General features: G+C 65.6%; 17 protein-coding genes and 1 tRNA gene. 10 read left to right on the top strand and 8 right to left on the bottom strand.

What is annotated here, in order from left to right:
• Positions 1–405 precede the first annotated feature (405 nt).
• The 6 genes from J2S97_RS23065 to J2S97_RS23040 all read left to right on the top strand — a co-directional run bounded on the left by J2S97_RS23065 (position 406) and on the right by J2S97_RS23040 (position 6,850).
• A complete protein-coding gene (locus J2S97_RS23065; protein ID WP_307052259.1) occupies positions 406–1,974 on the top strand; it encodes an NCS1 family nucleobase:cation symporter-1 in 1,569 nt (522 codons plus the stop codon).
• 29 nt (positions 1,975–2,003) lie between these two features.
• Positions 2,004–2,747 carry an aspartate/glutamate racemase family protein gene (locus J2S97_RS23060; RefSeq protein ID WP_307052258.1) on the top strand — a complete coding sequence of 248 codons (744 nt, stop codon included), beginning with the start codon at positions 2,004–2,006 and terminating at the stop codon, positions 2,745–2,747.
• Between the two features lie 42 nt (positions 2,748–2,789).
• Positions 2,790–3,569: an SDR family oxidoreductase gene (locus J2S97_RS23055; RefSeq protein WP_307052257.1), complete on the top strand. Its 780-nt coding sequence runs from the start codon at positions 2,790–2,792 to the stop codon at positions 3,567–3,569.
• Positions 3,570–3,703: 134 nt separating this feature from the next.
• Positions 3,704–4,717, top strand: coding sequence for an endonuclease domain-containing protein (locus J2S97_RS23050; RefSeq protein WP_307052256.1), 1,014 nt, complete (start codon positions 3,704–3,706; stop codon positions 4,715–4,717).
• A gap of 200 nt (positions 4,718–4,917) precedes the next feature.
• The gene (locus J2S97_RS23045) at positions 4,918–6,429 is read left to right on the top strand and encodes a cation:dicarboxylate symporter family transporter (protein ID WP_307052255.1); all 1,512 of its coding nucleotides are present in this window, start codon (positions 4,918–4,920) and stop codon (positions 6,427–6,429) included.
• A 109-nt stretch (positions 6,430–6,538) separates the two neighbouring features.
• The gene (locus J2S97_RS23040) at positions 6,539–6,850 is read left to right on the top strand and encodes a hypothetical protein (protein WP_307052254.1); all 312 of its coding nucleotides are present in this window, start codon (positions 6,539–6,541) and stop codon (positions 6,848–6,850) included.
• Between the two features lie 111 nt (positions 6,851–6,961).
• Here J2S97_RS23040 and J2S97_RS23035 read toward each other — a convergent pair whose 3' ends face one another.
• Genes J2S97_RS23035 through J2S97_RS23025 form a run of 3 tightly spaced genes read right to left on the bottom strand, consistent with a single transcriptional unit; the run spans position 6,962 to position 10,031 of the window.
• Entirely contained in the window at positions 6,962–7,378 is a 417-nt protein-coding gene (locus tag J2S97_RS23035) for a sterol carrier family protein (protein WP_307052253.1), read from the bottom strand.
• Between the two features lies 1 nt (position 7,379).
• Positions 7,380–8,396: an asparaginase gene (locus J2S97_RS23030; RefSeq protein WP_307052252.1), complete on the bottom strand. Its 1,017-nt coding sequence runs from the start codon at positions 8,394–8,396 to the stop codon at positions 7,380–7,382.
• A 57-nt stretch (positions 8,397–8,453) separates the two neighbouring features.
• Positions 8,454–10,031, bottom strand: coding sequence for a molybdopterin-dependent oxidoreductase (locus tag J2S97_RS23025; RefSeq protein WP_307052251.1), 1,578 nt, complete (start codon positions 10,029–10,031; stop codon positions 8,454–8,456).
• Between the two features lie 91 nt (positions 10,032–10,122).
• Here J2S97_RS23025 and purD point away from each other — a divergent pair, with 91 nt between their 5' ends.
• A complete protein-coding gene (gene purD, locus J2S97_RS23020) occupies positions 10,123–11,463 on the top strand; it encodes a phosphoribosylamine--glycine ligase (RefSeq protein WP_307052250.1) in 1,341 nt (446 codons plus the stop codon).
• A 1-nt stretch (position 11,464) separates the two neighbouring features.
• Entirely contained in the window at positions 11,465–12,418 is a 954-nt protein-coding gene (locus tag J2S97_RS23015; RefSeq protein ID WP_307052249.1) for a phosphoribosylaminoimidazolesuccinocarboxamide synthase, read from the top strand.
• A gap of 22 nt (positions 12,419–12,440) precedes the next feature.
• Here J2S97_RS23015 and J2S97_RS23010 read toward each other — a convergent pair whose 3' ends face one another.
• Positions 12,441–13,715, bottom strand: a complete 1,275-nt coding sequence (locus J2S97_RS23010) for a helix-turn-helix domain-containing protein (protein WP_307052248.1) — start codon at positions 13,713–13,715, stop codon at positions 12,441–12,443.
• Between the two features lie 131 nt (positions 13,716–13,846).
• On the opposite strand from J2S97_RS23010, the gene J2S97_RS23005 reads away from it, so the two are divergent.
• Positions 13,847–14,071 (top strand): hypothetical protein, encoded by a 225-nt coding sequence (locus J2S97_RS23005; protein ID WP_307052247.1) that lies wholly within the window; start codon positions 13,847–13,849, stop codon positions 14,069–14,071.
• Positions 14,072–14,170: 99 nt separating this feature from the next.
• Complete coding sequence (locus J2S97_RS23000; protein WP_307052246.1) at positions 14,171–14,515, top strand: hypothetical protein; 345 nt, start codon at positions 14,171–14,173, stop codon at positions 14,513–14,515.
• Between the two features lie 68 nt (positions 14,516–14,583).
• Here J2S97_RS23000 and J2S97_RS22995 read toward each other — a convergent pair.
• From J2S97_RS22995 to J2S97_RS22980, 4 genes are all read right to left on the bottom strand, one after another.
• A tRNA-Pro gene (locus J2S97_RS22995) sits at positions 14,584–14,660 on the bottom strand.
• A gap of 89 nt (positions 14,661–14,749) precedes the next feature.
• Positions 14,750–16,582, bottom strand: a complete 1,833-nt coding sequence (locus tag J2S97_RS22990) for an ABC transporter ATP-binding protein (protein WP_307052245.1) — start codon at positions 16,580–16,582, stop codon at positions 14,750–14,752.
• Positions 16,579–18,396: an ABC transporter ATP-binding protein gene (locus tag J2S97_RS22985; RefSeq protein ID WP_307052244.1), complete on the bottom strand. Its 1,818-nt coding sequence runs from the start codon at positions 18,394–18,396 to the stop codon at positions 16,579–16,581. The genes J2S97_RS22990 and J2S97_RS22985 overlap by 4 nt, the downstream gene beginning before the upstream one ends.
• Positions 18,397–18,628: 232 nt before the next feature.
• Complete coding sequence (locus tag J2S97_RS22980; protein WP_307052243.1) at positions 18,629–19,573, bottom strand: metallophosphoesterase; 945 nt, start codon at positions 19,571–19,573, stop codon at positions 18,629–18,631.
• Between the last annotated feature and the right edge of the window lie 7 nt (positions 19,574–19,580).

The following is a 19,580-nucleotide window of genomic DNA, read 5'->3' as shown; positions in this document are numbered from 1 at the left end:
ACTCAATCCATTCGGCGGTCTCTTCCGGATCACGATCAGGCAGCTGGTTAGTCAACCCGCTGAGGATATGGGAGGTATCTTCTCCTGCAGCCACGGCAGCCTCTTTTCATCTTTGAATGTCTGGGCTTCAAGTTTTCATATTGTGAGAAAACATTCTTGCCATTCGAGATTATGCAGAAGAGTGCGCACGGTCAAGGTGATGACGCCAGGCTGGTCCCGCAAAGCCGTGAGGCGGACCTCGCGGACCGATTGTGACCACCGGCACCCCTTTAAGCTTCTTGACCTGAAGGTGATCCAGGTCATAAAGTTATTCCACTCTTCAAAACCTAATTTCCGCTTTGTGGAATTAGACTCCGGAAGCCCTGGCTTCCGACCTCCACCCATCCCTTAGAACTGGAGATCCAGATGCAGACGACCCCATCAGTCGGCGTCGAAACGGCTCCCTCCCCGACAGAGTTGTCGGGCCAGCCGGTCCATCCCGCAACGGGCGTTGAAGCCCTGTGTGAAACAGCAAGCGCCGCTGCCGGGCGCACCATCAGCCCCAGCCTCTACAACATCGACCTTGCCCCGACGAAGCGGGAAGGCCGACGCTGGACCAGCTACAGCATCTTCACCCTGTGGGCCAATGACGTCCACAGCCTCGGAAACTATGCCTTCGCCATCGGTCTGTTCGCACTTGGGCTGGGCGGCTGGCAGATCCTCCTGGCCCTGGGCGTCGGCGCCATCCTGCTGTTCGCCCTCCTGAGCTTCTCAGGGTTCATGGGCGTCAAGACCGGCGTGCCGTTCCCCGTCATGAGCCGGATCAGCTTCGGCATCAGGGGAGCCCAGATCGCCAGCCTTCTCCGCGGCGCTGTAGCCGTGGCCTGGTTCGGCATCCAGACCTACCTGGCATCCGTGGTTCTCCGCGTCATGCTCGTGGCCATGGTCCCGGCGCTCCACGAACTGGACACCAACTCCATCCTCGGCCTCTCGACGCTCGGCTGGGCCGCCTTTGTGTTCCTCTGGATCGTCCAGCTGGTCATCGTCAGCTTCGGCATGGAAATGATCCGCAAGTACGAGGCCTTTGCCGGCCCCATCATCCTGGTGACCATGGCAGCCATTGCCGTCTGGATCTTCGTGGAAGCCGGCGGCTCCATCGCCTGGGCTTCGGATAACGCCCTCGAAGGCGCGGACATGTGGCGCACCATCTTCGCCGGCGGCGCCCTCTGGGTGGCCATCTACGGAACCTTCGTCCTGAACTTCTGCGACTTCACCCGGTCCGCCGTGTCCAAGAAGGCAGTGGTACGGGGCAACTTCTGGGGCATCCCCATCAACATGCTCCTCTTCGGCGCCATCGTGGTGGTCATGGCAGGCGGCCAGTTCAAGATCAACGGCACGGTCATCCAGAGCCCGTCCGACATTGTCCAGACCATTCCGAACACGCTGTTCCTGGTCCTGGCCTGCCTCGCGCTCCTCATCCTGACCATCGCCGTGAACCTGATGGCCAACTTCGTGGCTCCGGTCTACGCCCTGACGAATCTCTTCCCGAAGCACCTGAACTTCCGCAAGGCGGCCTGGGTCAGCGGCACCATCGGGCTCATCATCCTGCCGTGGAACCTGTACAACAATCCGCTCGTGATCGTGTACTTCCTGGGTGGACTCGGGGCACTGCTCGGCCCGCTGTTCGGCGTCGTTATGGCCGACTACTGGCTTCTGCGACGCGGCCGGGTCAACGTCCTCGAGCTGTACTCGGAAGACCCCTCCGGAGCCTATTACTACAAGAAGGGCTTCAACCCCCGGGCCATCATCGCCCTGGTCCCGGCCGCCGCCGTCGCGCTCCTGATCGCGTTTGTTCCCGCGCTGGAGGCTGCAGCCCCGTTCGCCTGGTTCTTCGCGGCCGGCATCGCCGCGGTGGTGTACTACTTCATCGCGGACCGCTCACAGCGGCTGGAAGACGTCGACGGCGAATCCATCGCCGTCGCGAGCACCCACTGACAACCCGCCCCAAAACGGAAGACCCCACCATGCGCATACTTGTCGCCAACGTGAACACCACGCAGTCCATGACCGATTCCATCGCCGCCCAGGCGCGGTCCGCCGCCGCCCCGGGCACTGAGATCATCGGGATCACGCCGCGGTTCGGAGCGGACTCCTGCGAGGGCAACTTCGAAAGCTACCTCGCAGCGATCGCCGTCATGGACGCCGTGGTCAACTACCCGGAACCGTTCGACGCCGTCATCCAGGCCGGTTACGGCGAGCACGGCCGGGAAGGGCTGCAGGAGCTCCTGGACGTTCCTGTCGTCGACATCACCGAGGCCGCCGCCTCCACGGCCATGTTCCTGGGCCACAAATACTCCGTGGTCACCACCTTGGACCGGGCGGTTCCGCTCATCGAGGACCGGCTGAAGCTGGCCGGACTCGATGCCCGGTGCGCCTCGGTGCGGGCCAGCGGCATGGCCGTCCTGGAGCTGGAAGAGGAACCGGAGAGGGCCGTCGAAGCGATCATCGAACAGGCACTGGTTGCCGTCCGCGAGGATAAGGCCGAGGTCATTGTCCTGGGCTGTGGCGGCATGGCCGGACTGGACGAGGAGATCCGCCAGCGTGCCGGTGTCCCTGTCGTGGACGGAGTGGCGGCGGCCGTGACCATCGCGGAATCCCTCGTGCGGCTGGGGTTGTCGACGTCCAAAGTCCGGACCTACGCCACCCCGCGGCCCAAGACAGTCATAGGCTGGCCCATAACGGCAGCGGAAGTGCCCGCTGCACGGTAGCCTGGGCCTCGGCAGCCCGGCCCTCAACGCAAGGAGCGACGAATGACTGCAACCCACAGGCCCGTACCACCCCACCGGCCGGGGCCGGTCGCCGTCGTGACTGGTGCAGGTTCCGGGATTGGCAGGGCGGTGGCGCGGCTCATGCTCGCCGAGGGGTACCGCGTAGTGTTGGCTGGCCGCCGCGAGGCTCCGCTGCTGGAGTCCGCGGCCGGCCACCGCCAGGCACTGACGGTGCCCTGCGACGTGACAGTGCCCGACGACGTCGAGCGCCCTTTCGCCGCGGCCCTCGGGAAGTGGGGGAGGGTTGACGTCCTGTTTAACAACGCCGGAGTCTTCGGACCGGCCGCATCGGTGGATGAAATCACCGTGGCCGACTGGGACGCGGTGGTGGCCGTGAACCTCACCGGCTCCATGCTCTGCGCCGCCGCGGCCGTACGGGTCATGAAGGCCCAGGAGCCGCGGGGCGGCCGAATCATCAACAACGGGTCCATATCAGCGCATTCACCGCGGCCCCGCACAGTGGCCTACACGGTTACCAAGCACGCCATGACAGGCCTGACCAAGAGCATCGAGCTGGATGGCCGGGAATTTGGCATTACGTGCGGCCAGATCGACATCGGCAATACAGCCACGGACATCATGGGCACCATCGGCGTGGACTCCGGCGCCCTGCAGGCTGACGGCAGCCGCAGGGTGGAGCCCACGTTCCCGGTGCAGGACGCCGCACGGGCCGTGCTCCTGATGGCCGGCATGCCGCCGTCAGCCAGCGTGGGCTCGGTGGTGATCACGGCCGCCGGAATGCCGTTCATCGGCCGGGGCTAGCCCATTGGAGTTTTTGTCCACATAACGCGACTTTAGACGGCCTCAAGTCCCCGTAGCTGGACAAAAACTCACGAGCCGGGAAGCTGTCCTGTGGATAACCTTCGGCTGCCGTCCACGGAGTGTCTCAATGGACCATGAGCAGATTGTCACGGCTTCCCGGGGAAATCAGCGGCCGGCCCTTCACCGTTCCCGAAGCGGCCGTGGCCGGCGTGCCAGTAGGCCGGCTGCGGGGCTCCGACCTGTACCGGCCCAGCCGCGGGATCCGGGTGCCGGCGTCGTGTCGCCCGGACCTCGCCGCGCTCGCACGGTCGCACACAGAGCTCGATGCCGGTACCTTTGCGACCCTCATCAGCGCCGCCGAAATCCTGCGGATTCCGCTGCCTCCGTGGGCGAAGTTCCAGCCCGACGACGGCGGCCCGGTGACCGCCGTCGTCGAACCTGTTCCGTGGGGGAAGAAAACGGGCCCGCATTTCCGCGAACCCGGCCGCTTCCTTCATCTCGCCCGCCAGGGCGGCGGAACGCTGCCGCGGCGGAAGGGTGTCGCGGGGCACCGCCTAAAGATTCGCGACGGCGACCTCATCGAAATCGAGGGACTGCGATTGACGTCGGTCGCGCGGACGTGGGTGGATCTTGGATCGGTGCTGCACATCGACGACTTGGTTGTGGCCGGCGATGCCATCGTCAGCGAACATGCCAGGTCGTTCGGGCCGCCGAAGCGGGCCATGGTGCCGCTGGGACAGCTGCGGACGTTCGTGGACCACGCCCACGGGATCCATGGCGTGCGGAAAGCGAGGATCGCGCTTGAGCTGCTCCGGGTCGGCGTCGATTCGCCGCCCGAAAGCAAACTCCGCCTGCTGTTGGACGACGCAGGCCTCCCCGCTTTCACCCCTAACTTCCGGGTCGACGATGTGACGCGACGGCCCGTGTGGACTGACCTGGGGTGCGAGGAGTTCCGGACGTGCATCGAGTACGACGGCGCGCATCACCTGAGCCCTGAGCAACAGGCCCTGGACGCTTATCGTGACCAGCGAGTAGCCGAAGCGGGGTGGAGGCAGGTCCGGATCAACAGAATAGACATGGAGCACGGCCCCGGGTGGGTGGCGTCACGGGTCAAACACGCCCTCCGCAAACAAGGCTGGCAGCGTTGAGCGTTTCTGGTCACATACCGCGTCCAAGAGCATCCAACCCCCATTACGTGGACAAAAACCCCGGATTCCCGCGGCGGAAGTCCCTTACCGAGTTCCACATCGTGAAAACTCTATTTCCCCTTGCGGAATAATGTGAGCGGGGTTACTTTGGAAACAGACCCCGATCTCCGGGGCTGTTCCCGATTGATAGGTACAGATCAATGAAGATCCCAGATTCCGCGGCGCTGAAGGCGAGTTCGGCGCCGTCGAAGAAGAAGCCCCTGTATAGGTCGCTCTTCTTCCAAATTCTGATCGCCGTCGTGGCAGGTGTTCTTATCGGACATTTCTGGCCGGACCTCGGCTCGCAGCTGAGGCCTCTCGGCGATGGATTTATCCAGCTCATCAAGATGATCATCGCGCCGCTGATTTTCCTGGTGATCGTCACCGGCATTTCGGCCGTAGGCGACGTCAAGGCGGTCGGAAGGGTCGGAGTCAAAGCCCTTCTCTACTTCACCGCGGCCACGCTATTCGCGCTGGTCTTCGGCCTGATCGTAGGCAACATCGTCCAGCCCGGTGCCGGGCTGAACATTGATCCGGCCACTCTGTCCCAAGAGGCCCTGGACGCCAAGACCGGCCATGCCGTGCCCAAGGACGCTGCAGCCTTCATCCTGGATGTCATCCCCACCAGCGTCATCGGCGCCTTTGCGAACAACAGCCTCCTGCAGGTCCTGTTCTTCTCGGTGTTCTTCGGAGCGGCCATCGTGGTCATCGGACGCGAGCGCTGCATGCCGGTCATCAGCCTCATGGAGACCGTCCTGGAGCTCATCTTCAAGATCATGTCCTGGATCATGAAGGTGGCACCGATCGGTGCGTTCGGCGCCATGGCCTTCATCATCGGCCAGTACGGACTCGACACACTCAGCACGTATGCGTTGCTCATAGCCGCCTGCTACGGCGCGGCCATCGTCTTTATCGGCTTGCTGTTCCTCGTGGCCTGGGGCTTTGCCCGCGTCCCGCTCTGGCACTTCCTGAAGTACACCCGCGAGGAGTTCCTGCTGGCGCTCGGCACCGCCTCCACCGAGGCTGTGATGCCGCGTATCATGACCAAGCTGACCAACGCCGGCTGCTCCCGCGCCACCACCGGCCTGGTGGTTCCCACCGGCTATTCGTTCAACCTCGACGGCGCCGCGATCTACCTGTCGATCTCCCTGCTCTTCCTGGCGCAGGCCTTCGGCCACAATCTTGACCTCGGTCAGCAGTTGGCTGCGCTCGGCGTCCTGCTCCTGACCTCCAAAGGCATGGCCGGTGTGCCCGGCTCCTCGTTCCTGGCGCTGTCCGCCACCGCGGCCGCCCTCGGAATCTTCCCCGTAGCCGGTGTGGCCCTGCTCCTTGGGGCTGACCGCCTCATGGATTCCATGCGGGTTGTGGTCAACCTGCTGGGCAACTGCGTGGCCACGTTCGTGGTCTCCAAGTGGGAGGGCCAGTTCGACCGCAGCGTCATGGTCCGTGCCTTCCGCGGCGAAATCACCAACCACGACTCCGCCATCATGCTCGGCGTCGAGGATGACTTCGAGGACCAGGAGCTTGAACGGATCAGCGGTGGCCAGGAGCCGTCCCCCAAGTTCCGCGGCGGACCCAACCCCGAAGACATCCCCGGGTTCCAAATGAGCCGGCCCGCCGGCGCCCACGCAGGGCCGCCGGAGCGCAGCTCGGCCGCCATCAACCACGAATAGCGGCAGCACACCTAAACAGAACCCATACAACGCAGCCCCGCCCCGGAACCCACCGGGGCGGGGCTGCGCGTTGAGGAGCTTCAAACCGGGGGGCGCCTAGGATCTCCTCATGGCGGCTAACGGGGGACTTGCACTATTCAGGCTTTTCTTCGCGGCGCTCTGCCTCGCCGCGCTCGTGGGACAGTTCACGTACAACGTCCAGAACATCGCCAGTTACCGGCCGCTGAACTACTTCAGCTTCTTCACCGTTGAGTCGAACATCATCGCCACCGCAACCTTCGGCCTCGCGGGCTGGTACGCCTGGAAGGGCCGAACCACCCAGTGGCTGGAGTTGTTGCGCGGCGCGGCCACTATGCTGTCCACCAGGCTCCAGCACACCGTCCCGCACCCGGCCGCCGAGCTTCCGGCCAACGTTCGCTAAGGCTCCACCCGCCGGGTTTTTGTCCACATAATGCGCGTTCGGAGGCAATTAAGTCGCTTGATCTGGACAAAAACTCCGGCTGTCGGGGGGCCTAGGATGCCGGCCAGGGGTTTACAGCGGGAGCAGTTCCGACAGGTCCGCCCGCAGCCCTGATGCTGCCACCTTCCCGGACGCCACGGCGTCTGACCAGCCCAACCGGCCCGTGACCATCGCCAGCCAGGTGGCGGCGTCACACTCTATGACGTTCGGGGGAGTCCCGCGCGTATGGCGCGGGCCCTCCACGCACTGCGTGACGCCGAACGGCGGAACGCGTACTTCCACCGAGTTGCCCGGCGCCCTCGCGGTGACCTCCTCCAGCGTGTAGCGCACCGCCGTAGCGGTCACCGCACGCGGGACGCCAGACACCGGAACGCCCGACGCCGGGACGGCCGACGCCGGGACGGCCGACGCCGGGACGGCGGCTTCCATCCAGGCGGCCAATGCGGCGCGGCCCTCTTCGATGCCGATGCGGCGGCGTGAAACAGCCATGTCAGTCCAACAGCGCCGAGACAGCGTGGCCCAGCCGGATCTTGCCCACGGGCCGCCCCCCGCCGAGTACGGGCTCCACCACCTTTTCCAGGACGCTGGAGACGCCCGGGATGTCCACAGCGCCGGAGGCGGCCAGCAGGGTAAGGCCCACCAGGGTGGTGGCGCGCAGGTTTCCGTCCAGGACCTTGATCGCCACGGAAACGCCCGTGGCCGTGGCCATGGCCAGCACACCTTCGGCACCGATCTTGGCGATGATCTCCAGTTCGTCCATCACGATGGTGTTGGGCTCGCCCCTGCCCTGGACGGCCCACGGGTAGTCGAGCATGGACGTGGCGATGGTGGCAGCACGTGCGTTGGAGTTCTTGTCGCCGGGAGCCTTGGCCAGCCGGGAGTAGGCCCGTGCCAGCCCCGTCAGGGAAATGGCCGCCACCGGAGCGCCGCAGCCGTCGATGCCCAGATGCGCAATCCGCTCGCCGGAGTACTCCTCGATCACCGAACGGACCCGCTGCTGCAGCGGATGGTTGGGCTCAAGGTAGCTGTGGGTATCCCAGCCGTTCTCCGTGCAGGCCCACAGGAAGGCGGCGTGCTTTCCCGAGCAGTTGAACGCGAGCTTGGACTTGCCCTGCTCGGACCGGATGAGCCAGTGGCGGGCGTTCTCGTCCTGCGGCCAGGCGGTGGGGCACTGCAGCTGCTCTTCCTTGACGCCCGCGGCCTTGAGCATCCCCTCCACCACATCCATGTGGTCCAGTGACCCGGTGTGGCTGGCGCAGGCCAGGGCAACCTGGGCGCCCCGCAGTGGGACGCCCGCCTGCATGGCCGCGAGGGCCTGCAGCGGCTTCAGCGCAGAGCGGGCGTAGATGGGGGTGGTGATGTCGCCGAGCTGCGTGACCACTGTTCCGTCGGCGGCAAGAACCACGGCTGAGCCGATGTGCCGGGATTCGACGAAACCGCTTCGTTCCACGACTGCCAGTTCGACGGCGGACTCCACTGTGAATGTGGCATGCGGATTTTCTGGCATGGCTAAAGTCTATGGTGCAGGTGCTGGAAACCCGGGAAATCCGGGGCCATTCCCGGGCTATTGCACCGTCACCATGACTGACTGCCAGCCGGAAGCGCCGTCGGGCACAGGATCGGCGCGCTTGTCCGTCTGCACCTCGCCGGTGCCGTCGGTGGCCCGTGCCTTGATGTAGTGCGGCCCGGGCGTGGCCTCCCATTCGAAGGACCACTGACGCCACGTCACCACGGAGGCTTCCGTGGACAATACCGCTGCAGTCCAGGGACCGTTGTCGATCTGCACTTCCACCTTGGTGATTCCGCGAGTCTGCGCCCAGGCGGTGCCACCGACAGCCACCTTGCCGGCCGGGACCTGCGCGAAGGACCTGGGCACCTCCACGCGGGCCATGGTCTTGATGGGGCCGCGCTCGGACCAGCCGCGGTCCGTCCAGTACGCCTTGCTGTCCGCAAAGCGGGTGACTTCCAGGTCAACCACCCACTTCGTGGCGGAGACAAAGCCGTACAGGCCCGGGACCACCATGCGCACGGGATACCCGTGCTCAAGCGGCAGGGGCTCGCCGTTCATGCCGATCGCCAGCATGGCGTCCCGGTCGTCCTGCAGCACTTCGAGCGGAGTCGAGGCGCTGAATCCGTCCTCGGACGTGGACAGCACCATGTCGGCGCCGTCCTTGGGGCGCGCCATCTTGAGGACCTCGCGGATGGGGAGGCCCAGCCATTTGGCGTTGCCGGCGAGGTTTCCACCGACGGGATTCGACACACAGGTGAGGGTCACGTGCGACTCGATCAGCTCGGCGTCGAGCAGGTCCTGGAAGGTCAGTGTGATTTCCTGTTCCACCAGGCCGTGGACGCGGAGCTCCCATTCCTGGGCGTTGATCTCCGGCACGCTCAGGGCGGTGTCGATCCGGTAGAACTCATTGTTCGGAGTGACCCACGGTGTGACTCCCGGAGCTGCCGACTGCACGCCGGCCGGGACGGCAGCGGCGGCCTTGGCCGGTGACGGGAGCTGCAGGGATCCACGCGCCTGGGCCACGTTGCTCCGTGCCGCGCTGAGCAGCCGGCCTCCGGTGGCCGCGGTGGCCGCCGCCGCAGCAGTAATCCCGGTCGCGGCGAAGAAGGCGCGGCGCGTTGTGGCAGGACGTTCGGTGTCCTTGGCTGCCACATCCGCGGCGGCAGCCGGCCATGGGCGCATCCGCCACAGCCGGGTCATCAGCAGGCGCAGTACCACCAGCCCGGCCACGGTGCCGATCAGCGAGGGGATGGCATCCAGCGGCTTCACGCTGGCCCGGGTGACCACGCTGGCAACAATCACTGCGCCCATCAGCAGGACGCCGGCCACGCCCAGCGCCCATTTCCGGTAGGCCACCACGCCCAGCACGCAGGCCAGCAGGAGGATGGTCAGCCCCATCCCCGCGAACAGTGCTGCCTTGTCATTGGTGCCGAACGTGGCGATGGCAAAGTCCTTGAGCCACGGCGGCGTGAAGTCGATAAAAGTGGAGCCGAGGGCGATGAGCGGCGTTGCCCGCGCCGTGAAGAAGGCGCCGATCAGTTCCGCAACGGAAAGGACGACGGCGGCCGCGGCCACGCCTGCCAGCGCGGCCAGCGCAGTGGGGCCCTTGAGCCAGTTCGTGAGCTTCTTCATGACGAGGGTTCGTAGCTGCCGGGCTGAAGGATTGATCGGGACAGGTCACGGCTTAGGACCGGACCGGGTGCACAAAGTACCCTTGGAGACTGTGAAGGTACTAGTCATTGGCCCTGGTGGCCGCGAACACGCCATTGTCCGTTCCCTGCTTGCAGACCCCAACGTTTCGGAAGTCCACTCGGCTCCGGGCAACGCGGGCATCGGCAAACTGGTCCCCACGCATGCCATCGACGCCAACGACCCGGACGCCGTTGCCGCCCTGGCCACCAGGCTCACGGTGGACCTCGTAGTGGTTGGTCCCGAAGCACCCTTGGCGGCTGGTGTGTCCGACGCCGTCCGTGCAGCCGGGATCCCGGTGTTCGGGCCCAGCAAGGCGGCCGCCCAGCTCGAGGCCTCCAAGGCCTTCGCCAAGCAGGTCATGGCCGAGGCCGGAGTGCCCACCGCCATGGCGCGCGTCGCCAGCAACGCCGAGGAAGCCGCCGATGCGCTGGATACCTTCGGCGCCCCCTACGTGGTGAAGGACGACGGCCTGGCCGCGGGCAAGGGCGTCGTAGTCACCAACAACCGGGACGAAGCCCTCGCGCACGCCCAGACCTGCTTTGACGTGGGCGGCTCCGTGGTGATCGAGGAATTCCTGGACGGCCCCGAGGTCTCCGTGTTCGTCCTGTGCGACGGCCGCAACACCGTGGCGCTCTCCCCGGCGCAGGACTTCAAGCGCATCTTCGACAACGACGAAGGCCCCAACACCGGCGGCATGGGTGCCTACACCCCGCTGGAATGGGCTCCGGAAGGCCTGGTCCAGGAGGTCATTGACCGCGTGGCACAGCCCACGGTCAATGAGATGGCGCACCGCGGCACCCCGTTCGTCGGCGTACTGTTCGTGGGCCTTGCCCTGACCAGGCGCGGCACCCGCGTCATCGAGTTCAACGTCCGCTTCGGCGATCCCGAAACCCAGGCCGTCCTGGCCCGGCTCAAGACCCCGCTCGGTTCGCTGCTGCTGGCAGCCGCCAAGGGCGAACTGGACAAGGCGGAAGAGCTGCGCTGGTCCAAGGACACCGCAGTCGCCGTCGTCGTCGCCTCCGAGAACTACCCGGACACCCCGCGGACGGGGGACCGCATCCGCGGGCTCAAGAAGGTTGATGAGCTGGAAGGCGTGCACGTGATCCACGCCGGCACCAAGCTGGACGAGGAAGGCAAGGTAGTCTCCGCCGGCGGCCGCGTGCTCGCCGTGGTGGCGCTGGGAACCGACCTCGTGGAGGCCCGGGAACGCGCCTACGACGGCGTGGAGCTGGTGCAGCTTGAAGGCGGCCAGTTCCGCACCGATATCGGGCGCAAGGCGGCGCGCGGCGAAATCAAGGTAACGGCCCCGGCCAACGGATCTGTCAACGGATCCATCACCGGATCGCTGCCCGTGACGAAGACAAAGGCGTAGCATGACTGAGAATTCCCCGCAGGACGCGGTCCCCAAGGCGGGCCTGGACACCGAAACGCTGGACCTGCCGGGCTGGCGCCACGTCTACTCCGGGAAAGTCCGGGACCTGTACGTCCCCGCGGACGATTCCCTCACAGAGCAGTTCGGCCAGGACTGCGTCCTGGTGGTGGCCAGCGACCGCATCAGCGCCTACGACCACGTGCTTTCGAGCGAGATCCCGGACAAGGGCCGCATCCTCACCCAGCTCAGCCTGTGGTGGTTCGGCCAACTGGACGTGGAGCACCACGTACTGGCATCGACCGTGCAGGATGGCGTCCCCGCAGCAGTCGAGGGCCGCGCCATGATCTGCAAGAAGCTGGATATGTTCCCGGTGGAATGCATCGCCCGCGGGTACCTCACCGGCTCCGGGCTCCTGGAATACCAGCAGTCCCGCACCGTGTGCAGCATTCCCCTGCCGGAGGGCCTGGTGGACGGCTCGCCCCTCGACGAGGCTATCTTCACGCCGTCCGCCAAGGCGGAGGTGGGGGAGCACGACGAAAACATCACCTACGACGCGGTGGTGGGGCTTGTGGGCGAGGACGTTGCCGCGCGACTGCGTGAGCTGACGCTGAAGATCTACACCAGGGCCGAGGAAATCGCCCGTGAACGCGGCATCATCCTCGCGGACACCAAGGTGGAGTTCGGCTTCGACGTGGCCACCGGCGTCATCACCCTGGGTGATGAGGTCCTCACCCCGGACTCATCGCGGTTCTGGGATGCGGCCACTTACGAGCCCGGCAAGTCCCAGCCGTCCTACGACAAGCAGTACGTCCGCGACTGGCTGACGTCCCCCGAGTCCGGCTGGGACCGGGCCTCGGACGTGCCCCCGCCCGCATTGCCGGAGGACGTGGTGAACCGAACGCGCGGTCGCTACGTTGAGGCGTACGAAAAGCTCACCGGGCTCACGTTCGCCTGACAGGTTCGCCCAAGCGAGTTGCTTAGCTGGCCTCTGCCGCGGCTTCGGCCGCGGCAGCGCGCCGCTGGGCCAGTTTGATCTCCAGTACGGCGTCCATGGCCTGCTGCACCCGGTCGGAGGCACCGGCGGCACTGAATTCCTTCTGGGCTTCCTCGAGGAGCACCAGCGCCTCGTCTGATTCCCCGGCGGCCTTGAGTGACTTCCCCAGCAGGAGCGACACTTCACCGGCAGTGTGGCGGGCCAGGGCCTTGCGCTCGGCATGGATCTCGCGCAGCTTCTCCACCGCGGCAGGGATGTCGCCGGTGAGGTACAGCCAGCGGGCGCGGATGAACGCCACCTCGAGCTGATCCGTTTTGTTTCCGCCCACGATGGACAGGGCCAGTTCGGCACGTTCGATCGCGGAGAGGGTTTCCGGTTCCACGATGCCGGACGATAGCCGCACTGCAGCGGAGGCTTTGTTGAAGCGGGCCCAGAGCTCGATGTCGTTGGCCGGCGAGAGCAGTTTGGCGGCCCGCTCGTGGTACTTAATGCCCTCGGGATAGTCATGCCGCATAAAGGCGACGTTGCCGATCACCCAGGCCACTTCGCCTGCGAGCTGCGAAATGGATTGGTCGTCCATCTGGTCGTTCATGGCCTGGCAGTACGTCCAGGCTTCGTCCAGCCGGCCGCTTTCGGCCAGGGCGCCGATCAGCGCCCGCAGGGCACCGATGATCAGCGTTGATCCCTTCGGCAGCTGCGAGCACAGTTCCACGGCCTTTTGGGCATGTTCGACGGCGGTGGCCAGCTGGCCCTGCCCGTGGCACACCGCGGCGAGCATCTGCCGGGCCCGCACCCCCAGGCCGGCGGACTCGGTGGCCATGGGGTGCTCGAGGAGGTGCAGCATGATGTTCTGGCATTCCTGCAGCTGGCCCTGCTTCATGAGGCATTCCGCCTGCATGTAGGTCATGTTCCACCAGGCGCTGGTGTTCTTGCCTTCAAGGGCTATCTGGGCGGCAGTGGCTGCGTGGGCCGCCGCGAGCGGGTAGTCCCGGAGGTCCCAGGCCTGGCGTGCGTAGAGGCCGGCCAGTACGTACTCGGCGTCGCTGACCGAGATGGGCTGGCTCCACGCTTCCAATGCCTTGGGGGCGAGCTCGAGCCGGCGGGCTAACTCTTCTATAACATCGGCGGTTGGTTCACGCCGACCTGTTTCCAAGAGGGAGATGTAGCTGGGAGAATAGAGGTCCTTTCCCAGTTCTGCTTGCGTCAACCCACGTTCGAGTCGTTCGGCGCGGAGCTTCTCCCCGAATCCGTTCCCCACGGGTTTCCTCCTTATTCCGGACAGTCTTTATACCAAATGCTTGACAGTCTCTGTGGAAAACATTTTACAATGTATGTCAACAAGGGCAGTGCTGACTTTGTAACGAATCCGACTCGTATTGAGGAAACCTAATGTTGAAGAAGATCGCAGCCGCCGCCGCTTTGGCAGGCGCACTGGCGTTTTCAGCGGCGGCCCCCGCAGTGTTGTCTGCAGGGCCTGTCGGTAACTGGGCGGATCAGCTGGGAAGCACTACTACGGCCATCGGCAACTGGCCCGATCCCATGCAGGCGATCGGCAACTGGCCGGATCCCATGTCGTTCCAGGCTTCCATCGGCAACTGGCCGGACCCGATGTAGGCAGCTGTCGTACCTCCCGCAAGGGAACGCAGGCTCCGGGACATGCGCGAACCATGTCCCGGAGCTATTTTTTTTACCTCAACGACGCAGGGGGACGTCATGAAGCGCTGGGAATCGAATGACTTGAAGCATGCCTACGCCATGTGGACCCTTGCGGGGACCTCCTTGATCGTGGCTGCTGTGGCCGGGTCCGCGATCTTCGCTGTGCTCAGTGGAACGGCCGACGCCGGAACCCTGGTGTGGGGGATTATTGGCATCGCGTTGCTGCTGGAAGCGCTGGTGCTCTTTGGCTACGGACTCCGGCTACGGCACCGGTACGTGAACCAGGTCCAGACCTACGAGACGCGAGGGGACTACCGCGAGGATAAGGGGTCCAACCGGTCCGGGGTTCCCCTGCTCGGCGACGGCCAGATCAACCAGAGAACCACTTTCGACAGCCTCTGACGCCTGCCCGGTGGGGCGGCAAGGACAAAGCAAAGAGGGCCTTCCAAATGGAAGACCCTCTTTGCTTTTGGTCGGGATGACAGGATTTGAACCTGCGACCTCTTCGTCCCGAACGAAGCGCGCTACCAAGCTGCGCTACATCCCGATCCGCTGCAAAAGCAACTTTACAAGAATAGCGGATGGTTGCCCCGGATGTGAAATCGGCGCGCAATCGGCTGGCGGCTACCGCGTTCACTACACAAGCGAGTCCTTCCACGCCCCGTGCAGCTGAGCGAACCGCCCGCCCCCGCCGATCAGTTCCTCCGGGCTGCCGTCCTCCACGACCCGTCCGTCATGGACCACCAGGACACGGTCCGCTGTCTCCACCGTGGACAGCCGGTGGGCGATGATCAAGGCCGTACGCCCGGCGTCGTGGCCCGCCACTCCCGCCAGGAGGCTGGCGAGGCCATGCTGGACCAGGCGCTCCGAGGGGATGTCCAGGGAGGACGTGGCCTCGTCGAGGATGAGCACTGCCGGTCGGGCCAGGAAGGCCCGGGCAAAGCTGATGAGCTGGCGCTGGCCGGCCGAGACACGGCCGCCGCGCTTGTTCACGTCGGTGTCGAAGCCTTCCGGCAGTTCCATGATGAATTCATGGGCGCCCACCGCCCGCGCCGCTTCCTCTATCTCCTCGCGGGACGCTTCCGGACGGCCGAGGGCAATGTTGTCCGCCACCGACCCGCTGAACAGGAAGGCCTCCTGGGTGACCATCACCACGTTCCGCCGCAGGTCCGGCGTGGTGAGGCTCCGAAGGTCCACGCCGTCCAGTGTCACCGCCCCCTCGGACACGTCGTAGAACCGGGCGATGAGTTTGGCCAGGGTGGACTTGCCGGCGCCGGTCTGACCCACCAGTGCCACGATCTGCCCGGCCGGAATGTGCAGGTCAAGCGTCGGAATGATGACCGGTCCGTCGCCGTAGCGGAACTCCACCCCGTTGAAGTCGACGGTGCCGCGGGCGTCGCGGAGCGCTACGGGGTTTTTCGGAGGCCTGACGGTGGGAACCTCCTCCAGGAGGCCGGAGACCTTCTCCAGGGCCGCCTGGGCGCTCTGGAAGGAGTTGTAGAACATGGCCATCTGGTCCACGGGCTGGAAGAAACGCTTGGTGGACAGGATCAGGGCCAGCAGCACGCCGACGGCCAGTTCCCCTCCCAGGACCCGGAAACCGCCGAAGAGCAGCACTGCAGCGACGCAGACGTTGCCGATCAGGACCAGCCCCGGCTGGAAGACGCCGTTGAGGTTGATCGACCGGACGGTGACCTTGCGGTAGTCCTCGGACAGTTCGCCGTAGCGGGCTGCGTTTTCGCGCTCCTTGCGGAAGGCCTTGACGGCCCGGATGCCGGTCATGGTTTCCACGAAGTGCACGATCAGCCGTGCGGACACCACTCGGGATTCGCGGAAAGCGATCTGGGAGTGCTTCTGGTACCAGCGGGCCAGGAAGTACATGGGAACACCCGCGGCCAGCACAATGAAGCCGCTGCGCCAGTCCAGGGCGAAGACCGTGATGGCGGTGAAAACCATGAAGAGCATCCCCGAGGCCAGTGAACTGACGCCGGAGTCCAGGAGTTCGCGCAGGGCCTCGAGGTCCGAAGTCTGCCGCGCAATGATGCGGCCGGACGTGTACTTCTCATGGAATTCGAGGCTGAGCCGCTGCGTTTGCCGGAAGACGCGGACGCGCAGGTCAAGCAGCATCGCCTGGCTCAGTTTCGCAGTCGACGTCACGTACAGGGCGGTGAGGCCGGCGGTTGCAGCCGCCGCGGCCAGGTACGCGACGCCCGTGAGCACCAGCGGGACGTTGTCCCCGGCCCGGAGAGCCGGCAGGGCGTGGTCGATGCCGAAGGCGATCAGTGCCGGTCCTGCCACCCGAGCGGCCTGCGAGAGCACCACCATGGCGATGGTGAGCCAGAACCTCAGCCGGACGGGACGGATGAGGGACCCGAGCAAAGCGAGCGACCGCCGTCGGACGGCCTTGCTTTCGCTTTTGGTCAGGTGGGCGTTGTCCTCGTTGGCGGTGCCGAACGTTGCGGTGCTCATCGGGAAATCTCCTCGGACTCATCACTTAATTCCGAGAGGTCCGACAGTTCGGAATCCAGGTCCCGGGGCTCCGTCTCGAGGCTGGCGATCACGTAGCGGTAATGCCCGTTGTGCGCCAGCAGTTCCGCATGGGTCCCGACGGCGGCGATCCGGCCTTCCTCGAGCAGCGCCACGCGGTCGGCCAGCGCCACGGTGGACGGCCGGTGCGCGACGATCAGCGTGGTGGTGTCGGCCAGGACCTCGCGCAGCCGGGCTTCCACGAGTTCCTCGGTGTTGACGTCCAGGGCGGACAGCGGGTCATCCAACACCAGCACCTTGGGCTTCGCAGCGATGGCGCGGGCCAGGGCGATGCGTTGCCGCTGACCGCCCGAGAGGCTGAGGCCTTCCTCGCCGATCAGCGTGTCCAGCCCGTCCGGAAGGGAGTAGGCGAAGTGTGCCTGCGCAACATCGAGGGCTTCTTCCAGCGTTTCCTGGCTCCGATCCTTGGCGCCGAGCAGGACGTTGTCGCGGACGGAACTGGAAAACAGCGTGGTGTCTTCGAAGGCCACGCCCACTACCGTGCGCAGTTCGTCCATGGAGAACTCGCGCAGGTCAACGCCGTCGATGGTGATGGAGCCTGCGGTGACGTCGTAAAGGCGGGGGACCAGCTGGAGCAGCGCGCTCTTGCCGCTGCCCGTGATGCCCACCAGGGCCATGGTTTCGCCGGGACGGATGTCCAGGCTGACTTCCTTGAGGATGGGCTTGTCCGGGGTGTCCTCGAAAGCGAACGTGGCCGAGTTGAAGCTGAGCGCGCCGGCAAGCTGCGCGGGTTCCCGGGGCTGCTCCGGGCTGGTGATGGTGTTGGCCGCGTCCATCACCTCAAAGTGCCGGTCGATGGCCGACTTGGCGGTCAGAGCCATGGCCAGCAGCATGCCGCTGAATTCCACGGGCGCGGCAACCACGGCTGCGGTGGCGAAGAACGCCACGAGGGCACCGATGCTGAGCTGGCCGTCCGCAGCCAGCATGATGCCCGCCACCAGCCCGGCGCCGAGCGCGAGTTCAGGGAGAAGGGTTACCACCATGCTGAAGATGGCCTGGTGTTTGGCTTTGGCGATCTCGGTCTGGCGAAGTTCCTCGGCCTGTTCGTTGAAGTTCTCCAGGGCCTCGCGGCTGCGGCCGAACGCCTTGAGTACGCGGATGCCGTGGACCGATTCCTCCACGGTGGTGGCGAGGTCGCCGGCCTGGTCTTGGCTCCGGCGGGCCACCTTGCTGAAGCGCGTCCGGAACCGGAAACCGTAGATCATGATCGGCACGGCAGCGGCCAGGAAGATCAAAGCCAGTTGCCAGCTCATGGAAAACATCACGACGACGCCGATCACCACCGTCAGGGTGGTCACCACCAGCATGATGGCGCCGAACGCCATCCAGCGCCGCAGGAAGTTCAGGTCCGTCATCGCCCGGGAGAGCAGCTGTCCGGAACCCCAGCGGTCGTGGAAGGACACCGTCAGGTCCTGGAGATGGCCGTAAAGCGAAACCCGCATCCGCGTTTCCACGGTGGTTGCCGGGTTGATGACGAACTGGCGGCGCAGGGCCACCAGCCCCGCTTCGGCAATGCCCAGGCCCAGGATGACCAGCGAGGCGATCCAGACTGCCTCCGTCGCGCCGCCCGGCTGGAGCGAGTCGTTGATGAGGACCCGCAGCACCTGCGGGATGGCCAATGCCACGATGCTGGCCAGGAGTGCGCACAGGAGCCCCATAAAAAGCCGGGGGATGATCGGCTTTACGTGGGGATAGAGTCGGCTGATTGACGTGAAGAATGGAGTCTGCTTGGCCATGCCCGCTTCTTAAAGCTCAACTGCGAATGTAGTTTCCTTTAGCAACTACCTTATGCCATGCCGTGACACGGTTCACAGGATTCCGGGCGGGGCGGGGATCTTGCCCAGTCATTGCGTTTCGCAATACCCCGGACCGGTGACTGACCGCGCCAAGCCCGGGTTGTTGGACTTATGAAGCCTTTCCACCACCGTGCCGGTGGCGTGTCGGCGCGGCTCGATTACCGGTGGCGAGTCAGCGTGCGGTCAGCGTCAGCAGTACGGCCTCAGGCCGGCAGGCGATGCGGACGGGGGCGAAGCGCGAGGTGCCGATCCCGCCGGACACGTTCACCGGCGTCGTGCTCCCGTTGCTTTCCCAGTCGTTGAGGCCCTTGGCACGCCACGTGGGGAGGTCGCAGTTGGCCACCAGGGCGCCGAACCCGGGCACGCAGATCTGGCCCCCGTGGGTGTGGCCCGCCAGCAGCAGGTCCGCGCCGTCCTCGGTGAAGTGGTCCAGGACGCGCTGGTAGGGGGCGTGGACAACCGCAACCCGAAGGTGGGGCGTGGTGTCCTGGCCCCTGGTCCCGCGGGGCCAGCCGGCGTAGCGTTCCAGCCCCAGGTGGGGATCGTCCACGCCGGAGAAATCGAAGCGCAGGCCGTTTAGCACCACGGACTGGTTGCGGTTGGTCAGGTCCACCCAGCCGGACATCCCGAAGTAGGAGCGCAGCCGCGGCCAGTCGAGTTCCACCGGCTTCTTCTGGGCCTTTGAGGGCCCAAGTAAATAGGACGCCGGGTTCTTGAGGGTGGGCGCGAAATAGTCATTGGATCCCGGCACGAAGACGCCCGGAAACTCCAGCAGCGGTCCCAGTGCCTTTAGGAGCGGATCAATCCCCTTGGCGTGGCTGAGATTGTCGCCGGTGTTGACCACCAGGTCCGGTTCCAGTGCCGCCAGCGAGGACAGCCACTGTGCCTTCCGGTCCTGCCCCGGCACAAAGTGGATGTCACTCAGGTGCAGGACACGGAACGGATCGAAACCGGCGGGAAGGATGGGCAGGGTCTCCTCGCGGAGGACGAACTGGTTCTTTTCCCACAGCCCGTATCCCGCAGTAGCCAGTCCTGCGGCTGCGCCGGCAGCAGCGGTGACGGCAAAGCCGCGCCCGATGCCTCGGGCACGGCTTGCCAGCGACGGTGCGTCCCCCATCGGTGCG

Source organism: Arthrobacter oryzae (genome assembly GCF_030812315.1).
GTDB lineage: Bacteria > Actinomycetota > Actinomycetes > Actinomycetales > Micrococcaceae > Arthrobacter > Arthrobacter oryzae_B.
Note: the sequence above shows the minus strand (reverse complement) of the source record. Positions and strands in the feature narration are given on the sequence as shown.

What these genes read in the sequence shown, in the direction of transcription:
- J2S97_RS23045 (WP_307052255.1), top strand. Translation starts at nt 4,918, where the DNA reads ATGAAGATCCCAGATTCCGCGGCGCTGAAGGCGAGTTCGGCGCCGTCG.
- J2S97_RS22990 (WP_307052245.1), bottom strand. Translation starts at nt 16,582, where the DNA reads ATGAGCACCGCAACGTTCGGCACCGCCAACGAGGACAACGCCCACCTG.
- J2S97_RS23050 (WP_307052256.1), top strand. Translation starts at nt 3,704, where the DNA reads ATGAGCAGATTGTCACGGCTTCCCGGGGAAATCAGCGGCCGGCCCTTC.
- J2S97_RS23005 (WP_307052247.1), top strand. Translation starts at nt 13,847, where the DNA reads ATGTTGAAGAAGATCGCAGCCGCCGCCGCTTTGGCAGGCGCACTGGCG.
- J2S97_RS23030 (WP_307052252.1), bottom strand. Translation starts at nt 8,396, where the DNA reads ATGCCAGAAAATCCGCATGCCACATTCACAGTGGAGTCCGCCGTCGAA.
- J2S97_RS23025 (WP_307052251.1), bottom strand. Translation starts at nt 10,031, where the DNA reads ATGAAGAAGCTCACGAACTGGCTCAAGGGCCCCACTGCGCTGGCCGCG.
- J2S97_RS22985 (WP_307052244.1), bottom strand. Translation starts at nt 18,396, where the DNA reads ATGGCCAAGCAGACTCCATTCTTCACGTCAATCAGCCGACTCTATCCC.
- J2S97_RS23055 (WP_307052257.1), top strand. Translation starts at nt 2,790, where the DNA reads ATGACTGCAACCCACAGGCCCGTACCACCCCACCGGCCGGGGCCGGTC.
- J2S97_RS22980 (WP_307052243.1), bottom strand. Translation starts at nt 19,573, where the DNA reads ATGGGGGACGCACCGTCGCTGGCAAGCCGTGCCCGAGGCATCGGGCGC.
- J2S97_RS23065 (WP_307052259.1), top strand. Translation starts at nt 406, where the DNA reads ATGCAGACGACCCCATCAGTCGGCGTCGAAACGGCTCCCTCCCCGACA.
- J2S97_RS23000 (WP_307052246.1), top strand. Translation starts at nt 14,171, where the DNA reads ATGAAGCGCTGGGAATCGAATGACTTGAAGCATGCCTACGCCATGTGG.
- J2S97_RS23040 (WP_307052254.1), top strand. Translation starts at nt 6,539, where the DNA reads ATGGCGGCTAACGGGGGACTTGCACTATTCAGGCTTTTCTTCGCGGCG.
- J2S97_RS23035 (WP_307052253.1), bottom strand. Translation starts at nt 7,378, where the DNA reads ATGGCTGTTTCACGCCGCCGCATCGGCATCGAAGAGGGCCGCGCCGCA.
- J2S97_RS23015 (WP_307052249.1), top strand. Translation starts at nt 11,465, where the DNA reads ATGACTGAGAATTCCCCGCAGGACGCGGTCCCCAAGGCGGGCCTGGAC.
- J2S97_RS23060 (WP_307052258.1), top strand. Translation starts at nt 2,004, where the DNA reads ATGCGCATACTTGTCGCCAACGTGAACACCACGCAGTCCATGACCGAT.